Annotated in this window: 16 protein-coding genes; 9 read left to right on the top strand and 7 right to left on the bottom strand. The window is 40.4% G+C overall.

Annotated elements, in window-relative coordinates:
- Positions 1–115: 115 nt before the first annotated feature.
- The 6 genes from J2Z81_RS08395 (at position 116) to J2Z81_RS08370 (ending at position 3,033) form a co-directional block, all read left to right on the top strand.
- Positions 116–343, top strand: a complete 228-nt coding sequence (locus tag J2Z81_RS08395; RefSeq protein ID WP_029271236.1) for a DUF1659 domain-containing protein — start codon at positions 116–118, stop codon at positions 341–343.
- Between the two features lie 34 nt (positions 344–377).
- A complete protein-coding gene (locus J2Z81_RS08390; protein ID WP_029271234.1) occupies positions 378–593 on the top strand; it encodes a DUF2922 domain-containing protein in 216 nt (71 codons plus the stop codon).
- A 74-nt stretch (positions 594–667) separates the two neighbouring features.
- Complete coding sequence (locus J2Z81_RS08385; RefSeq protein ID WP_084179376.1) at positions 668–802, top strand: YvrJ family protein; 135 nt, start codon at positions 668–670, stop codon at positions 800–802.
- Positions 803–1,074: 272 nt separating this feature from the next.
- The gene (locus tag J2Z81_RS08380; RefSeq protein WP_319023832.1) at positions 1,075–1,602 is read left to right on the top strand and encodes a GrpB family protein; all 528 of its coding nucleotides are present in this window, start codon (positions 1,075–1,077) and stop codon (positions 1,600–1,602) included.
- 32 nt (positions 1,603–1,634) lie between these two features.
- Positions 1,635–2,603, top strand: a complete 969-nt coding sequence (locus J2Z81_RS08375) for a nuclease-related domain-containing protein (RefSeq protein WP_226371130.1) — start codon at positions 1,635–1,637, stop codon at positions 2,601–2,603.
- Between the two features lie 100 nt (positions 2,604–2,703).
- The gene (locus tag J2Z81_RS08370) at positions 2,704–3,033 is read left to right on the top strand and encodes a hypothetical protein (protein ID WP_226371129.1); all 330 of its coding nucleotides are present in this window, start codon (positions 2,704–2,706) and stop codon (positions 3,031–3,033) included.
- A 1,056-nt stretch (positions 3,034–4,089) separates the two neighbouring features.
- Here J2Z81_RS08370 and J2Z81_RS08365 read toward each other — a convergent pair.
- From J2Z81_RS08365 to J2Z81_RS08345, 5 genes are all read right to left on the bottom strand, one after another.
- Positions 4,090–5,205: a C40 family peptidase gene (locus J2Z81_RS08365; RefSeq protein WP_319023831.1), complete on the bottom strand. Its 1,116-nt coding sequence runs from the start codon at positions 5,203–5,205 to the stop codon at positions 4,090–4,092.
- A 493-nt stretch (positions 5,206–5,698) separates the two neighbouring features.
- A complete protein-coding gene (locus tag J2Z81_RS08360; protein ID WP_226371128.1) occupies positions 5,699–6,985 on the bottom strand; it encodes a S8 family peptidase in 1,287 nt (428 codons plus the stop codon).
- Positions 6,986–7,087: 102 nt separating this feature from the next.
- Positions 7,088–8,428: an N-acetylmuramoyl-L-alanine amidase gene (locus J2Z81_RS08355; RefSeq protein WP_226371127.1), complete on the bottom strand. Its 1,341-nt coding sequence runs from the start codon at positions 8,426–8,428 to the stop codon at positions 7,088–7,090.
- A 380-nt stretch (positions 8,429–8,808) separates the two neighbouring features.
- Positions 8,809–9,459 carry a lysoplasmalogenase gene (locus J2Z81_RS08350; protein ID WP_226371126.1) on the bottom strand — a complete coding sequence of 217 codons (651 nt, stop codon included), beginning with the start codon at positions 9,457–9,459 and terminating at the stop codon, positions 8,809–8,811.
- Between the two features lie 16 nt (positions 9,460–9,475).
- The gene (locus tag J2Z81_RS08345) at positions 9,476–9,880 is read right to left on the bottom strand and encodes a hypothetical protein (protein ID WP_226371125.1); all 405 of its coding nucleotides are present in this window, start codon (positions 9,878–9,880) and stop codon (positions 9,476–9,478) included.
- A 166-nt stretch (positions 9,881–10,046) separates the two neighbouring features.
- Between J2Z81_RS08345 and J2Z81_RS08340 the strand changes: the two genes are divergently transcribed.
- The gene (locus J2Z81_RS08340) at positions 10,047–10,361 is read left to right on the top strand and encodes a DUF3784 domain-containing protein (RefSeq protein WP_226371124.1); all 315 of its coding nucleotides are present in this window, start codon (positions 10,047–10,049) and stop codon (positions 10,359–10,361) included.
- A 155-nt stretch (positions 10,362–10,516) separates the two neighbouring features.
- On the opposite strand, the gene J2Z81_RS16205 is transcribed toward J2Z81_RS08340, so the two are convergent.
- Positions 10,517–10,597 carry a putative holin-like toxin gene (locus J2Z81_RS16205; protein ID WP_226374415.1) on the bottom strand — a complete coding sequence of 27 codons (81 nt, stop codon included), beginning with the start codon at positions 10,595–10,597 and terminating at the stop codon, positions 10,517–10,519.
- 500 nt (positions 10,598–11,097) lie between these two features.
- Here J2Z81_RS16205 and J2Z81_RS08335 point away from each other — a divergent pair, with 500 nt between their 5' ends.
- Positions 11,098–11,913: an MOSC domain-containing protein gene (locus J2Z81_RS08335; protein WP_226371123.1), complete on the top strand. Its 816-nt coding sequence runs from the start codon at positions 11,098–11,100 to the stop codon at positions 11,911–11,913.
- A 77-nt stretch (positions 11,914–11,990) separates the two neighbouring features.
- On the opposite strand, the gene J2Z81_RS08330 is transcribed toward J2Z81_RS08335, so the two are convergent.
- A complete protein-coding gene (locus J2Z81_RS08330; RefSeq protein ID WP_226371122.1) occupies positions 11,991–13,427 on the bottom strand; it encodes an HTH domain-containing protein in 1,437 nt (478 codons plus the stop codon).
- Positions 13,428–13,627: 200 nt separating this feature from the next.
- On the opposite strand from J2Z81_RS08330, the gene J2Z81_RS08325 reads away from it, so the two are divergent.
- On the top strand, positions 13,628–18,414 hold a 4,787-nt coding region (locus J2Z81_RS08325), incomplete at its 3' end, for a collagen binding domain-containing protein (protein ID WP_226371121.1).

Here is an 18,414-nt window from a genome sequence, read left to right as displayed (position 1 = left end):
TTGTGCGTTTCAGCTTTTTTTGGGTATGTGCGTTTAATCTTTTAAAAAAGTGCTCAGTCGATGCCCCCTTTTGCAAGCTACCTTCGATTGTAGTGGTGAAAGGGAGGTGAGACACATGGCAATCGCAGAGAAAATGAATTCACAGATGCGCTTGGTGCTCTATGATGGAGAGGATTTAGAAACAGGAAAATCCATCTATAAAACGAAAAGCTTCAATAATGTAAAAACGAGCGCGAATGCGGATCAGTTGTACGCAATTGCACAAGCTTTTGCACCGTTGCAGGAACGCAGACTGCACAAGGTCGAACGGAATGACAGCTTTGAGATCCAAAAAGAGGCGTAACTTTGTAACAAAATAATAGAAGGGAGGGTGCACGATGAAAAAGTTAGAACTTAAATTCGAAAACGAAGACGGTAAAACAGTAACGTACTCCTTGGATAAGCCGGTTGAACCGGTCGATCCGGAGGCAGTGAAAAGTGCGATGGATGAAGTGATTGCACAAAATGCGTTCACTTCATCTGGCGGCGATTTAATCGCGAAACATAGCGCACGCATCGTAGAACGAAACGTAGAAGAAATTGATTTAGCTTAAGAGTCAGGCAACCAGACCAGCGACAATACCTCGCTGGTCCTGTTTTTTTAAAAAGAAAAAGGAGGGATGATGCAATGGAGACTTGGATTTCATTCGTGACGGAGATTGGTTTTCCTGTGGTGGTGACCTTTTATTTGCTGCACCGGATCGAGGATAAGCTCAACACCCTGATCGAATCCATCCACGCATTGCCGGAAAAAATGAAATAGAAGTTTATGAAAAGGAACACCAGGGCTTGTTTAGGCTGGTGTTCCTTTTTATGGTACGAAAAAGCCGACTGATTTTTAAGTGAACAGTCGGCTTTATTTAATTTTGAGAAGCACTCGACCGGCTGTGCAATCAACACTTCACCCCACCTTTGATAGATGAATTTCAGGCCTCCTTTTTTAAAATCTCGCTGTTTATGATGAAATAGGTGTTCTTTTTTATTACTAAAAGAAAGAAAATTGTGATAAAATAAATGCCGAGGAGGTGATCGTTGGTGGTGGATGGCACGAGGCGTATTATCGTTACCGACCATGATGCAAGCTGGGTTCGAATGTTCGAGGAAGAAGCAGAAAAGATACGTGCTATGTTTAAAGACGAAGTAGTGGCGATTCATCATATCGGGAGTACGGCCGTACCGAATTTAAAGGCGAAACCGATCATTGATATCCTATCGGTTGTCAAAAATATTGCGGATGTAGATGCGCATCAGGGAAAAATGAAGGAATTAGGATATGAAGCGCTTGGAGAATTTGGGCTCCGAGGGAGAAGGTTTTTCCGAAAAGGCGGAGTGAGTCGAACACATCACGTACATATCTATCAATCTGACCATGAACGTGAAATCGAGCGTCACGTAGCTGTTCGTGATTATTTAAGAGCCCATCGTCAAGCAGCGATGGAATATGGAAATTTAAAGGAAAAGCTTGCAGAAAAATTTCCTCAAGACAGCGAAGGATATCGTAATGGCAAAGCAGCATTTGTTCAGAATCTGGAACACCGAGCCATGGAATGGAAGTTTTCTTAGCAAAATCAATACATGAAGGAGCATGCCATGTCATGATATTAAAAAATCGAACGAAACCGATCGTTTTGGAAAAATTAGATGCCGCAATCGGACGGCTCCCCACCAATTTTCCAGCCTTATCGGATATGCAGAGCGAAGCGGCCACCCGGTATAAAGGCTATATTGGCGAGCAAAAAGTGGATTATCATTTAGAGCAGTTCGCTCGTGAATATACGATGTTTCAAGGTATATGTCTTCAAGTCGATGGAAAGACCGTTCAATTTGACACCGTTCTCATAACGAAGCAAGCCATCTACCTCATCGAAATAAAAAACTTCAGTGACAAAATCACCTTCGATACGATCCTCCATCAATTCACCCGTAGCGATGGCCAGAAAGAAACAGGATTCCGTGATCCCCTCATCCAAGCGGAAAATCAGAAAAACAAACTCCAACAATGGCTCCGCGCACATCATCTTATAAACATTCCCATCTATTATTTTATTGCTATTAGCGATCCTAGTACGATTATTGACGTCATTGGTGATCAGGAGGCAGTCTCAAAAGTAGTAGCACATGGTGAGCATATTCCAAGGAAAATTATCCAGAAAGAAGAAGTATTACGAAAAAAAGCGCCTGGTAGCTTTAATCACTCTAAAATCGGACAAGCCATCTTAGGCGCATGCAAAGCGCATGATTTTGATATTTTATCAAGGTACGGGGTTAAAAAAAGGCATTTGCTGACGGGTGTGCACTGTCCGGCGTGTGGAAAATTAGGGATGGAGCGTTTGTATGGCACGTGGCAATGCAAAGCATGCAGCAAAAGGGCGAAGCTGGCCCATCTGCGGGCGTTCTCGGATTACTTCCTGCTTATCAGCCCGTGGATCAATAATAAGGAATGTATGCGATATTTACGGATTCAATCGAGGAACGTTGCAACAAGACTGATGAAAACAAGCAATATGAAATATCAAAAGGAATATAAACGATGGATTAAGGCGGATAGAAGAAGGGCTTTGTAGAGAAGAAGGAGGGTTGGTTTTCTGCGTATGCAGAAAACCTTCCTTTTGATGAAAGGGGAGGGAGATTTTCTGCTTAAGGCAGAAAATAGGGTTGATAGAGGTGATCTTTCTTGATGGTAGATTTGATTGGAATGGAAGATGTTGCTTTTCAGGAGAAAGTCGAGCGACAGGAAGGTATTCTCGCGCAATAAGGGAGGTAGGTCGAGCGATAACACGTGCGAGTCGCGCAACAAGAGGAGCTACTCGCGCAATAAAGCAAGAAAGTCGCGCGACAGCAACGTGCAGCACGACAGCTTTACCAAGTAAAGAGCACTTACTTCGGGAGAGCGTTGGTTTTCTGCGTATGCAGAAAACCTTCCTTTTGATGAAAGGGGAGGGAGATTTTCTGCTTAAGGCAGAAAATGGGGTTGATGGAGGTGATCTTCCTTGATGGTAGATTTGATTGGAATGGAAGATGTTGCTTTTCAGGAGGAAGTCGAGCAATAGGAGGAGAAAGTCGAGCGATAGGAAGGTATTCTCGCGCAATAAGGGAGGTAGGTCGAGCGATAACACGTGCGAGTCGCGCAACAAGAGGAGCTACTCGAGCAATAAAGCAAGAAAGTCGAGCGACAGCAGACAGCAACACAAGGAACGACAGCTTCACCAAGTAATCAGCATTTGCTTCGGGAGAGCGTTGGTTTTCTGCGTATGCAGAAAACCTTCCTTTTGATGAAAGGGAAGGGAGATTTTCTGCTTAAGGCAGAAAATGGGGTTGATGAAGGTGATTTTTCTTAATGGTAAATTTGATTGGAATGGAAGATGCTGCTTTTCAGGAGGAAGTCGAGCAATAGGAGGAGAAAGTCGAGCGATAGGAAGGTATTCTCGCGCAATAAGGGAGGCAGGTCGAGCGACAACACGCGCGAGTCGCGCAACAAGAGGAGCTACTCGCGCAATAAAGCAAGAAAGTCGCGCGACAGCAGACAGCAACACAAGGCACGACAGCTTCACCAAGTAAAGAGCACTTGCTTCGGGAGAGGGTTGGTTTTCTGCGTATGCAGAAAACCTTCCTTTTGATGAGGGGAGGGAGATTTTCTGCTTAAGGCAGAAAATGGGGTTGATGGAGGTGATTTTTCTTGATGGTAGATTTGGGTGGAATGGAAGGTGCGGCTTTTCAGGAGGAAGTCGAGCGATAGGAAGGTATTCTCGCGCAATAAGGGAGGCAGGTCGAGCGATAACACGTGCGAGTCGCGCAACAAGAGGAGCTACTCGCGCAATAAAGCAAGAAAGTCGCGCAACAGCAGACAGCAACACAAGGCACGACAGCTTTACCAAGTAAGGAACACTTGCTTAGAAAGGAGTCGAGCGAGCTCCAACACACATCAAGACATCCTCACCAAGTAATCAGCACTCCCCGGAAGACAGGTGGTTTTCTGCCACGCAGGAAACCTTCCCCCTTCAACATAAAAAAATCCCTCAGTCGCATCATGCGAACAAGGGATTATTTAGATTAATAGAATCGTTTATAGCTGTCAAAGTGCTTGCTCCAGTATGGGTTGTTGATGTTGGCGATTTTTACGCCGGAGCTTCCTGCTTGGATAAAGTCGCCGCCGCCAAGATAGATTCCCATATGGGAGATGCCTGCTTTGTACGTATTTTTAAAGAATACGAGGTCGCCAGGCTTTGGGTTATTGACATAATGAGAGCGGTTGAAGTATCCGCTTGTTGATAGGCGTGGCATACCTTTTCCTGATTGATTATAGGTATAATAGATAAAACCACTGCAATCAAATCCGCTTGGTGAGGTACCGCCCCATACGTAAGGTGTGTTTTGCAGGCTTTTCGCTTTGCTGATCAGGCTATTTACGTTGTAATCAGCATTTGACGACGTTCCGCTTCCTTGATTGCTGCTTCCGCTACTGCTGTTACTTCCATTATTATTATTATTACTACTACCGCTGCTTGATTTTCCGTTGATGCTCAATTTATCTCCGACGTAGATCATATGTGAATTTAGGTTATTCCAGCTTTTTAGTTTCGAGACGGTTACACCGTAACGTGAGGCGATCTTGCTTAATGTATCACCGGATTTGACGGTATATACTTTCGATGAGCCTGTTGACCCGGAATTACCACTGGAACTTGAGTTAGAACCGGAGCTTGCGCTTGATCCGGAGGAGCTTGTACCGGATTTATTTACTTTAAGCTTATTTCCAGGATAAATCAATGTCGTGTTTAAGTTATTCCACTTCATTAATTTAGATAAGGAAATATTATGTTTATAAGCGATGCCGCTTAGCGTGTCACCGCGTTTGACGGTATATGTACCGGAGCTGCTATTTCCGCCTGAACTTGAACTGGAGCTAGAGCTTGAATTTGATGAAGATCCGTTTGAGGAGGATCCTTTACTTGTTTTTATCACTTGATTCGGGAAAATAAGACTCCCTGACAAGTTATTGATTTTTTTTAAATGGGAAACGCTTGTGTTGTATTGCTGAGCGATTTTCCACAGAGAATCTCCGCTTTTCACTTTATATGATGCTGCTTCTGCCTTATCTGCGCCGACTAATCCTCCTGCGATCGCTGCCGTGGCAGTGACGGACATAATCATTTTTTTGTTAGCCAAAAAAAATCCCCCTTTTTCTATGCTTTTATCCCATTTAGTAAAAAAATATAATATGGTAATTAAAGCAATAATATCATACTATTAACCTATTTTTCATAAATTGCCAGATTTGTAATGTAATTGTAAAATAAAGGCGTTTTGTGTCTTAGCCGCAATCCAATTAAAAAAGCTAAACAAGACCTGTAAACCTAATTTCTATAAAAAAATTCCCCGAAAAGTCTCTCTTTTTGTCCGACTGTTCGGGGAATTTCCTTCCTGAAAGAGAACGCCGTGCCCCGTGTAGGAACCGTGCAGGGGTGAGCAATAACACGGAAGAAGAAACTGCTTGAACGAGAAAGGGGAACGCAGCAGTAACACACGACGTGTCATTCCACTTGCAAAACATAAACGGTAAAAAGTCTTATTTTTTCATTCACGAGCATCTTTGTCATGCTTAAAGTTTCATGGTGTGGAAAGGATCATACCTCCAGTAAATCCTGCATCCAAAAGCTACCTAGCTGTCGATTAAATTGGCAGCATTTAGATAGCCGCTTCCTTGGGCATTGGATGGTTGTCCCAAATCTTCGCTTGCGTCCATCAGTTGTTCTTTTACTTGGTCGGGGGTGAGATCAGGATTATTTTGGAGCAACTGTGCAACGACTCCCGCGCAAATTGGTGTGGCCATGGAGGTTCCGGATAATGAAACATAATTGGAATCGACACGCGCAGCTTTATTCGTCTTATCGAGAAACGAATTAGGTGATCGTAGGGAAACAATGTCTACCCCAGGTGTTAAAAGGTCTGGTTTTGGCAGACCATCAATCGTTGGACCACGACTGGAGAAATCAGCTACCGTTTCATCGGAACGATCTGTGTTATTGTGATCATCCGCTGCACCAACGGTAATAACTTTCGGACTGGTGCCAGGGCTTCCAATCGACTGTTCCTCAGGGCCTGAGTTACCAGCGGCTACGCAAACAACCATCCCTTCATCCCACGCGGCATCTACTGCCTTTACGACCGGATCATCTTCTGCTGGTTGTGTTGCTTCGGAACCTAGGGATAGGGAAAGAACATTGATAGCGTGTTCGGCTTGATTTTGGATACACCATTCAATCCCATCAATGACGGTAGACAGGGAACCAGAACCCATTTTATTTAACACCTTCACACCAACTACGTTAGCGTCAGGTGCCGGTCCTTTATATTTTCCGTCTGATGCAGCGCCGTTTCCCGCCGCATCACCAGCACAGTGGGTACCATGTCCATTATCGTCATATGACTGATCTTGATCGCCTACCAAATCTTTAAATGCTTTGATTCGGCCTTCCAAATCCGCATGTGGGTGGATCCCCGTATCAATGACCGCGATGGTTACATCTTCCCCAGTTAATCCATTTTCTTGTAATTGATCGGAGTTCATGGAGGGTGTGGCAGTATCAAGTAAGGTGGTAACTTTTCTGTCGTAGTGGATTTTTTTGATGTGGCTACAGGTATCCATTAATTTTTCCATATTTTTTACGGATAGATTAGCAGAGCAACATGAAATAGAGGGAAATTCGCGTAAATGCCGACATTTCGCTTTTTTTACATCATTTAAGCCATTCACATAGTAGCCATCCTCAAACTCGATGATGATCGGAAGCCGCTTCATTCTTTTACGGATATTTTCAAGTGGTTGGTGTAAAAAGCACGGAACGGAGCGAAATGGTTTATAAAAGTCGATAATTTGTCGTCTTAATTCTTTGTCGATTTTTCGCCCCTTTCGTCGTATTAACTCAATCATGGAAAAGTTTAACAATGTGTTATCCTCCTTTCATTGATTTACAATAGCTTACGTAAATAGTCAGAAAAGAGGGTAGACAGGTTGTTTAGAAAATAGAAAAAGAGGCTTCAAACCAGCTTATTGCTTGATAGCGTTAAGGACTTTTTCCAGGTTTTCGATACTAGCATCAATCATTTTTTCATATAAATTTAATATGCTTTGTCCGTATTGATCCCCAGGAACAGCCCATTTTCCGTTTAAATCTGTCCAGTTTTTCGCCGAACCTCGTGTTACAAGATCAAAACGGGGATCTACAAGCGGATATTCATCTGGCAAGGAATCCTCCGATGCATAGGCAAACAAGTGCTGCAGGTGCGCAAGAACACCTTCCCTTGGCGTATCAAAACTTGCCCCCGGATTATCCGGACCAGTTGCACCGATTCCGGCAAAATTATTTTGATCCGGCTGCACGATCCCAGTAAAACGGAGGTAGTCTGTTTCATGCATTGCTTGAGCAAAGGCGATATCTCCTCGAATGCCGTAATACGCCCCAAATGTGGAATAATATTTTCCTAATGCAAGTGCATCCTCGTTAATGTCTTGAACGAATTGATTCATGTGTTCCGGAGAAAGAAAGGTCTTGCCTAAAATTGCGTAGCTTGAAGAATCCTCACCTACGTCATCGGGATTCTCTGTTAAAATATAAACATCCGCAATGCCAGCATTTTTAACCTTATTTAATTGCCTTTCTGCATTGGACCGTTTAGAAAAAGCTCCAGCTTGCACACGATACCATTGCTTCCCGGATATAGTAGTAGGAGATACAAAGGAGTCGATCCCTTTTGAATCGAGTAGAGCTACCCGTTTATTCGCATTTTTTCGTGACTGAAAGGAACCAGCGATCACTTTATACAGTGTTTCACCATCCTGTTTTCGCTTTAAGCCAAATGCCTTTTCCAATCCATTGACATGCCCTTGCGCGACCTTCCTGCGCCATGATGCTTGCTCCATTAAGTTTGCATCATGCTCGTTATCGATGAACCCATTTTCCGTTAACAGGGCCGGCATTGTCGTCTCACGAAGCACATGGAAATTTGCCTTTTTCTTGCCGCGATTACTTAACGCATTTACCTTTGTGATTGCTTCATGCATCGTATCCTGATAGTTGGCCGTTTTAGAAGAATCAGATAAACTGCTGTGAATATAATCCTCATACCCTTTCGCTGATCCGTTGAAAGAATTACAGTGGATACTCAGGAAATAATCAGCACCCCAGCTATTCGCCTCATTCGTCCGCTCATCTAGACTGACAGTGCTATCGTCTGTGCGACTCATGCGCACGTTCACATTTTCATAGTCGTTGTTTAAAATCGAACGGATCTTGAGGGCAATATCCAGGTTAATCGCCTTTTCCTTTAATCCATTACCACTCGCACCATTATCAGACCCACCATGCCCTGGATCTAAATAAAGCTTCATTAATCAACATCCTCCTTTTCATCAAAAATGGTACTGCCATTCCATACTATGAAAAAGGTAAAACTTGAGCTGGACAAAGTGTTTATTTTTGAAAAAATTGAGGAAATCATGGAGGAAGTCGAGCGACAAACAGTCCGGGTCGCGCAATAAAGCAGGAAAGTCGAGTAATAACATGATTAAGTCGCGCGATACAAGGGGAGGGTCGCGCGATACACAGGAGAACTCGAAAGGTAGTAAATGGAACTTGAAGAAGGCTGGTTTTCTGCTCCCGCAGAAAACCTTCGTTTATACGATACGATGGAAACAATTCCTTTTTAATAGAAATGATTCATTCTCTCAAACTACCAGCCCCTTGAGGCGCTACTGGTAAACAATTCAGGTCATGTTGTTCGCTCCTTTTTTTGTGCAATGGTCATGAGGCTATGGGCGATGAAAAATTGTGCGGCATAATACGTCATCATAACGAGTACATCTTCATACGCGACTTGCGCAACAAATTTATTCCAAGCTAGGATGGAATCGGAAATGACAAATAAAATACTACCAATCATTGCCCAAATGTTACGTGTCATCATCGCAAGCCAGCACATCATCATAATCGCAAGTATGTAAAAAATAACTGGAATAATTAATTCCTGGTTACCACTCTGTTTGAGGCCATCCACGAATTGACTACCAATCATTGCACTAAAAATAAGGAGTGGGATAAGTGACGTTGCACGTTGCCAAGAAAATTGAAACTGTTTCCAAAAAGCACCAATATAACATAAATGACCAATTAAAAAGGCGGATAATCCAACGATGAACCAATGTAATGTCCCATCCCCAACCATCGAAAATCCTAGTCCAATTAAAAGAAGAGAATGGGTCATCTCCCGGTGTTGCGGTACTTGCCGACATGCATAATAAATAATTAGTACCATTGGAATGATTTTAAAAACTAATTTCACAAACATTGGTTCTGCTGGAACGATGAAAATATAGATAAGTACCATCAGTAAAATGCTTATACGTAATAGATGTAGCTGCATGATTTCACCTCAGTTATTAATATATTTTGCGATCGACTGCTAAAAATCCTGCAAAAAGGAAATCATTAAAACCGGTTTGGGTTCTCAGCCAGACTCGCGCAACAAAGCCCTGAACTCGAGCAATAATGCCTAAAAGTCGAGCAAGAGCCGTCTGAACACGAGCGATAATGCCTAAAGGTCGAGCGAGAGCTGTCCGAACACGAGCAATAATGCCTAAAGGTCGAGCGAGAGCTGTCCGAACACGAGCGATAATGCCTAAAGGTCGAGCGAAAGCTGTCCGAACACGAGCGATAATGCTAAAAAGTCGAGCGAAAGCCTCCCAAACTCGAGCGAGACCCCGCCTAACACGAGCAACAAAGCCACGAACTCGAGCGAAATCCCGCCAAACTCGCGCCCCGCACACACAGCCCGACTCGTGCAACTCCCATACTCCCACCTGCTGTCAAGCCACCCTAAATTGAACTTTTTTTAAAAAAACAACATAAACTAAAGGAGGATATGCATCAGTCCATATAGCTGGTGTACCATGAATGTAGTAGGAGGAGCACGACTGAACGATAGCACCATGTCTTTTTAGGGGGGTCAACATGCTTATATCCATTATCATTATTGGAGCTTTTATCATTCTAGGCATCATCCTATTAAATGGGAAAGGTGCCTTCTTGATTGCAGGCTTTAACACGATGCCGGAAGAAGAAAAGGAAAAATATGATACGGCTTTGATGTGCAAATTTATGGGGAAAATGATGTTTGCTTTGGCATTTAGTATGGCGCTAATGGCGCTTAGTGAAGCACTTGGAATCAAGTCGCTATTCGCTGTTAGTTTTGTCTTGTTTATCGGTATTACACTATTTATCGTTATTTACATGAATACAGGGGATCGGTTTAAAAAAACCAAATAAGCGCGAAAACGTCAAGTATTTCCACACCTAATAAAATAAGGCTGAACGGGGCGCAGGGCACCATTCAGCCGAGGTGTAATTGACCCACAAAAGGGGCAGCTCCCATATAGGACTAAAATAATCATCACCCTAGATGTTAGCAAGGCAAAGGATGGTTATTTGTTTTTGGTTGACAGTATTGTGACAACTAGCGCGCCGAAAGTGACCATAAGCATCATCGATTCAAATACTGTCATGAGACATCACCCCATTTCTGGTTAGGGTTGAGCCACCACCCATGAAAGCCTTATTACACTATTAGTTTATACAAGCTTCTGGCATTTTGACTGTGATATTGATTTAATATTCAGTGAAATGGGCCATGCTAGGTCACTCGCGTCAAAGCATGTCCTAGGCACGCAACATGGCCATGAACGCGCGCCATATCAAGATCAACTCGCGCCAGAGCGTAAGATAGTCGAGCGATAGAGCCATAGACTTGCGCGGTAACCCAAGAAAGTCGAGCAATCAAACCATCAACGCGCGTAAGCCTGCATCTACTACCGCGCACATCCAGTCCGCTTCCCCGCATGAAGCCCGCACCTTACGCGCGCCACAACTCTCCTCCCTGAAGAAGCTCTCTCCAATCCTGCTTCCACCAAGTTCCACACCCTCATCTTGCGCATTGCTTATCATCTTCAGAAAATTGTGTTATATTAAGCGGTACATATCCAAAAAGAGGAAGGTGATGCATTGTATGGGAAGCGTTGCGTCTATTCGAAGGTATCCTGTTAAATCGATGATGGGGGAGGAACTCACGGCCATCGACATTACGAAAAAAGGCTTGCTCGGTGACCGGGCGTATGGGGTTATCGACATGTCCACCGGCAAACTGGCCAATGCCAAGAATCCAATCAAGTGGCCGGAGATGTTTTCTTTTCATGCCAATTATCTTAAAGCACCCGAGCTGGATGCGCCGATTCCGCCTATTCGTATTACACTGCCAGGCGGCGCGACAGTAAGCAGTACCGATGAAAAAATACACACCACACTGACGGAAAGTTTGAAGCGCGAGGTAAAACTTGCCAGTCCATCCGGCTTAGACGTTCAGTTTGAAGGATACATCCCGGAAAATGTCGAAGGGCTAGAGGATCCAGGCACCATTTTTACACGTACGTCCCCACCGGGAACATTTTTTGACATTGCCATGGTGCATATCATCACAATCTCCACGATCAACTACCTTCGAAAAATACTGCCGGACAGTGACATCGAAGCAGCACGTTTTAGGCCGAATATGATCCTTGACGTTCCAGATGAAGATGGTTTCATCGAAAATAGCTGGGTCGATAAAGTGCTTCAGATTGGCGAAAACGTTCAACTGAAAATTTTACAGCCAACGAAGCGGTGCGTCATGACCACACTTGCACAAGGCGATTTGCCAAAAGATCCGAACGTCCTCAAATCGATTGTAAAAAATAATAACGGCAATTTCGGCGTCTATGCCGAAGTGATTCAAGCAGGAAAAATCCATCACGGGGATAAGGTGAAAATAAGGGAATTTGTTTCATAGAAAGCCCATCAAAAAAGCGTGGCGGTAGGATATACATAGCGCCACGCTTTTTTGATGGGCTATTTTTTGCCTATCTATTACGTGAAATTTACTACCCTTTTGGATTGTTCTAATTTCTTTCTAATGACTGCTATATTTTGTTTAGTGGGAATTTTTTCAATGACGATAAATTTATCATTCGACTTATTCAATGGTATATCTGAGAGCACAAGATCAAATGTTTCGTGGAGGTTATATTCCCACTTATGTAATGGGATGGATGTAAAATGTTCATTAAAATGTTCTTTCAATACCAATTCAGCTAAACTCTTTAATTCAATAGTTTCTGAATAGACGTACGCAATATTTTCCTTATATTGGTCATTTTCTATTTGATATCGCTGTATAATTAACGTAAGTGTACTAATTGCATCCATCGTGAATGGAGGTAAACTGTTAATTGTAGCCCAATCATCGCAGATTTTTTCTAGCTTACTATATAAGCTTTGAAATTGATTTTTAATTTTGAGACTGTATGATCTACCCTGTATCTTTTGGTACAAATGGTTTAAATTACGCAGTTGCATTCTCTTTGTGAGATTATACATAGCTAAAACAACATTGTCATTCACTAGAAGACGAACATTTAGGTTGTTTTCTAATAACTGAATGAATCCTATTAAAAGTGAGTAGTTCTCAGGAGTATGCCTGATTGCTTTCAGCACTTTCTCAGGAGTTTCAACCACTTCCAAAAAATAAAAATCACTATATATAAATGCAAAAAAAAGGTTGATTCTTTCTTCTTCACGACATTTGATATGGAACTCTTTTTCTATTAAGGCAAACAGAGGTGTGATTTTTTTATATATTGTTTGTTGTTTAATATGGTTTTTGTTTATAGGAGTTTCAATGACATGTCCCTCTTTATAGCGTTCAATACTTATTTTCATAAACGCTAATGCATGGATAAGCGATTGCGGATAGATTTTAATGCCCATATCTTTTAATCGATTTTTGATATTTAAGATACAATCCATATGTTTGTAATAATGGGTATAAAACAAAGGAGCTTCTCCGCGAACATCGTTAATAAGGTTAAATAATAGTATCCGTTTCATTAATTCGGTTCCATGTATTCGTAAAGGATTATGTTTTAATTCTAATTGATGTTTATCAAGAACGATTTCAACCTCTTTAAGTAGTTGACGCGTATAAAATAGCTCTTCACTTAAAGATTCAATCGTATATGCATTTTTTTTCATTATTTTGTCGATGATTGTGTGGATGATGTCCGCATCTTTTTCAATTTGGAATAGTATATCAAGCTTCATATCACTCGGTTTTTGTAGCTTAATCCCTTTTCCCCGTTTACGGACTATTTCCCAGTCACTTGGTAACATCTTTCTTAATGACTTCATTTCATTTTGAATCGTTTTAGCAGAAGCTCCAATCTTGTTAGCAAGGTAACTATAAGTGATCCAATTCGTACTTTCTTCTAAAACTTCGATAATTTTAGCCTGCCTTCTTGAAATCATTACAAATCACCTCTCTTTTCATCATACAAGGTATTTGAAAAAATACCACTTTTTGCTATTGACAATGGTAAAAGTGTTCCTTTTATTTCGGTAACGCTTCGTATAGGATATGGCTTGTATTACTATATATTTCATTGATTGCATTCAGAAGAGAAATTACAACTAGAAAAAATAAGACAAATGAAGGGGGATAAAATAAGTTGACTAAAAGAATGAGCATGTTATTTGCAGTTGTATTACTTTTCCAAACAATTGCTAGTAGTTTATTTCTACCACAACAAGCATTTGCGGAAAGTCATACAGAAAATGACATGGAGGAAACGATTTTTAATCATCTTTCAGTGGTAGATATGGAAGGGGATCAGGTAACAGAAGATACTGAAGATGGGTCAAATGTTCAGGTAAACATTAACTGGGACACAAAAAATAAAAATGTAAAGCCTGGAGATACGTATCTGATTTCTTTACCGGATTCAGTTCAAATTTCTGACCAACAAGAAGGAAAACTTCTTCAAGAAGAAATCACAGTGGGTGAATACGAAGTTTCCCCTCAAGGTGAAGTATTAGCCGAAATGACAGATGCAGTAGAATCGTATCCCGAAGCAAATGGGGAAATTACTGTTAATGCGGTGTATGTGAATAATCAAACAAAAGATGAGGAAGTTTCTAAAGAAAAAGAGAACAGTGAAGTCGAGAACAACAATGAAGTAGATGAAAAGGACAAAGAAGTATCGGAAGAAAAGAATGAAGCAACAGAAATCACGAAGAATATTATTACGGATGTCAGCCTGAAACAACAATTAGAAGATGGAACAGAAAAGGATCTACAACCAGGAGAAGAAATTGTTGTTGACAGTCCTTATGATGCATTCAAGGTTTCTATTCAATACAATCTTGAATTACCGAAAGATCATGAATATGGTGCAGGTTCAACATATGCAATCGATGTGCCAGCGTACTTTGATTTAAAAGGATTGCCACAAGGACCACATGATTTAGTTCATGAAAAGGAAGAAAAATTTGGTGAATATGTAATCAAAAATGGAAAAGTTGTTATTACATTTAACGAAGAAATTGAAAGCAACGCAGACATTCGTGGTTCTATTAACCTAGATACAAAGTTTGACGCACATTATGAAGGTCCAGCTGATGGGGAAACCATTTCGTTCCCTGTAAAAGATGACCAATCTATTGATTTTCCAGTTCAATTTAAACCAGAAAAAGAAAATAATAAATCAAAAGATGAGGAAGTTTCGAAGGAAAAAGAGAACAATGAAGTTGAGAACAACAATAAAATAGATGAAAACGACAAAAAAGCATCTGAAGAAAAAAACCAAGAAAACAAAAAGAAACAAGATAAAAAAGCAGAAACTAAACAAAATAAAGCAAGTGAAGCAACAGAAATTACGAAGAACATTATTACAGATGTAAACATGAAACAACAATTAGAAGATGGAACAGAAAAGGATCTACAACCAGGAGAAGAAATTGTTGTTGATAGTCCTTATGATAAATTCAAGGTTTCTATTCAATATGATTTTGCATTACCGAATGATCATGAGTATGGTGCAGGTTCAACATACGCAATCGATGTGCCAGCGTACTTTAATTTAAAAGGATTGCCGCAAGGACCACATGACTTAGTTAATGGAAGCGGAGTAAAATTTGGTGAATATGTAATCAAAGATGGAAAAGTTGTTATTACATTTAACGAAGAAATCGAAAGAAACTCAGACATTCGTGGTTATATTAAGCTAGATACGAAACTCGACGCGCATTATAAAGGTCCAGCTGATGGGGAAACCATTTCATTCCCGGTAGAAGATGACCAGTCGATTGATTTTCCAATTAAATTCAAACCAAAAGGAAAAGAAATTGACAAAAAAGGTGTGCCAAATCAAGCTTATAACACGAAAGAGATTACATGGACGGTAGATTTCAATAAGAGTCTAGAACAAATAGACCATGCCGTTCTCAAAGATCAAACAAGTGGTTCACAAGCGTTTGTTGATGGTTCTTTAGAAGTATACAAAATATACATGAATGCTGATGGAACAATTGACGAAAGTAGAACAGAGAAATTCGCCGATCATGACTTTGGTGAAGATTTTCCATTGCAATTAGGTAACATCGATTCTGCTTATCGTGTGGTATATAAAACAAAAATCACAGATGATGAAGGGAAAAAATATACGAACACGGCAACCCTTGATGGTGATAACACTGATCCAGTAGAAGCTAGTGCTGAGGTGAATGTACGTCGCGGTTCGGCCTTAGAGAAAAAATCGATCGGTTATGTTGGGGAAGACCAACTCATTACTTGGGAAGTAAAATACAACTATAATGAGAAAAGTATTACAAAAGATAAAGCGATTCTAACGGATATACTAGGGAATAATCAGAAACTAGTTGATGAAAGTTTTGAAGTCTATGAGGTGAATATTGATCCAAAGACAGGAAAAGAAAAACAAGGGGATCAGATTGAAGATTATAAAGTTGAAAAAACAACAGATGGTTTCCAATTAAAATTCGATGATGATATCGATAAGGCCTATAAAATCATCTATCAAACAAAAGCAAAAGATCGTGTTGAAGCTGGGGATACTATTGAAAACACGATAAAAGATGAGAATGGCCATGAAAAGAATGGGAAACAGAATGTCAATCAACAAATCTTAGTGAAAAAAAACTTTGGTTCAAACTACAAGGATAAGTTTACGAAATGGAGAGTTACCATCAACCAAGATGAATACTTGATGCAAAATGTTTCCTTAGTAGATAAGCTGCCAGTTGGGTTTACACCAAGAGACATTAAAATCACACATGGTGGACAAGACTTAACAAATGATACAGATTTTAATTGGAATTTTGACGAACGTACACATGAATTAAAGGTTCATTTCAATAAAGCTATTGATAAGAAACTAGTCATTGAATATACAACAGATATTGACTTCGACAAAGCTGAACCAAATCACAAAAAGAATCAGTTTAAGAACCATGTCAATATGAAATGGACGACAGAAGATGGGGATTCTAAAGAAAAGCAAGGCTCAGCAGTTTTCAATCCTGGCAACTATACAAAAGATAATGGTTTCAAAAACGGCTCTTATAATCCAACTACGAAGGAAATCACATGGAGCATTGGAGTAAATTATAATAAGAAAAAACTTGACAATGCTGTGGTGGAAGACTTTATCCAAGGAAATCAGAATTTTAATATTGATTCTGTCCGAGTATTCCATATGAACCTAAAATCAGGAAATAATGGAATTGAGATAGGGAAAGAACTAACAAAAGATGAATATGCCATTCATGAAGCAGAAAATGAAAAAGGGGAAAAAGGCTTCCGAGTTGAACTTGGCGATATTAACACACCATACTATATTACTTTTACTACTGACTTAAATGACACATTAGTATATAAGAATTATGAAAATATGGCTACAGTAAAAAGTGATAACAACGGAAGCTATAACCTTAAAGCTTCTGTACAACCTACGAATGGTGGAAGCTATACCGATAAAAGTGTGCAACAAGATAAGGAAAACGGAAGAATTGCACATTGGAACTTAAATATAAACTTTGCACAATCAACTGTTTCAAATGTATCCGTGACAGATACCCCGAGTTCGAATCAAAAGATTTTAACAGAAACAATTAAATTGTATCCGACAAAGGTTTCTGCAGATCCAAATAAAGTAGAGATTGATAAGGGATCTGGTCCACTAAAAGAAGGGGAAGACTATACACTAACATTTGAGAAAAATGAATTTAATGATATCGTTTCGTTTACGCTTAAGTTTACGGACAAGAAGATTAGCGAAGCATATGTTTTACAGTATGATACTTACATCGTTTCCAACGGTGGCGATGGAAAAATAAAGAACCAAGCTAACTTTGAAGGCGACGAAACAAAAGAAGTGAAAACAGATGACTCTGTAAACAAGAAGATTGATGTGTCAAATATCGAAGGTGGCATTGACGGGAAAACAGGCAACTTAGAGATCTTGAAAGTTGATGCAGAAACGGATGACCCTTTAAGTGATGCTGTATTCGAACTATACAATAAAACAAAAAATGGTACGTTCCTCATATCAGCAAAATCTACTGATCAAGATGGAAAGGTAGTATTTACGAACTTACAATATGGGGACTACATCCTAAAAGAGAAAGCAGCACCAGACGGATATGTTGTTGGAATTAACGATCAAAAAACAGTTAACGTTGATGACAAGGTATCCGAAGTAACGATTAAAAACCATCAAATCATTTATGAAGCACAATTAACAAAAGTAGATGCTGAAGAAAATAAGACGTTAAAAGGTGCAACATTTGAACTGCAACAAAAAGTAGATGGTAAATTTAAAACAATGAAAAAAGGCTTAAAAACAGATGATAAAGGTGTCATTCATGTAGAAGACCTAGAACCTGGTGAATATCAGTTTGTAGAAACAAAAGCACCAGAAGGTTATCTATTAGATGGCGAACCTATTCCATTTACGATTGGCGAAAAAGAAATTGAACCAGTTAAAGTAACTGCTAAAAACAATGCAATTGAAACAACGGCAATTAAAGGTGAAAAACACTGGAAGGACGGCAATTCAAAAGACCGCCCAGAAATGATTAAAGTTGACTTGCTTCAAGATGATAAAGTATATAAAACGACGGAAGTAACTGCTGAAGACAATTGGAAGTATAGCTTTTCTGATTTACCAAAAACCGATGCTTCAGGTAATGCATATGAGTACTCTGTTCAAGAGCAAGCCGTAGAAGGTTATGAAACAACAATAGAGGGGTCTGACATCACCAACGTCCGTACTGGCGAAACAAACGTATCTGTCACCAAGACATGGAAAGATGACAACGCCAAAGATCGTCCAGCTTCGATTACTGTGGAGCTGGTTCAAAACGGAAAAGTCATCGATTCTAAAGAAGTAACAGCAGAAACTGACTGGAAATACAGTTTCAAAGATTTAGAGAAATA

This window comes from Virgibacillus alimentarius, from assembly GCF_017874635.1.
Classification (GTDB): Bacteria; Bacillota; Bacilli; order Bacillales; family Amphibacillaceae; genus Virgibacillus_B; species Virgibacillus_B alimentarius.
The sequence above is the reverse complement of the archived record's forward strand: the minus strand, read 5'-3'. Positions and strand labels throughout refer to the sequence as shown.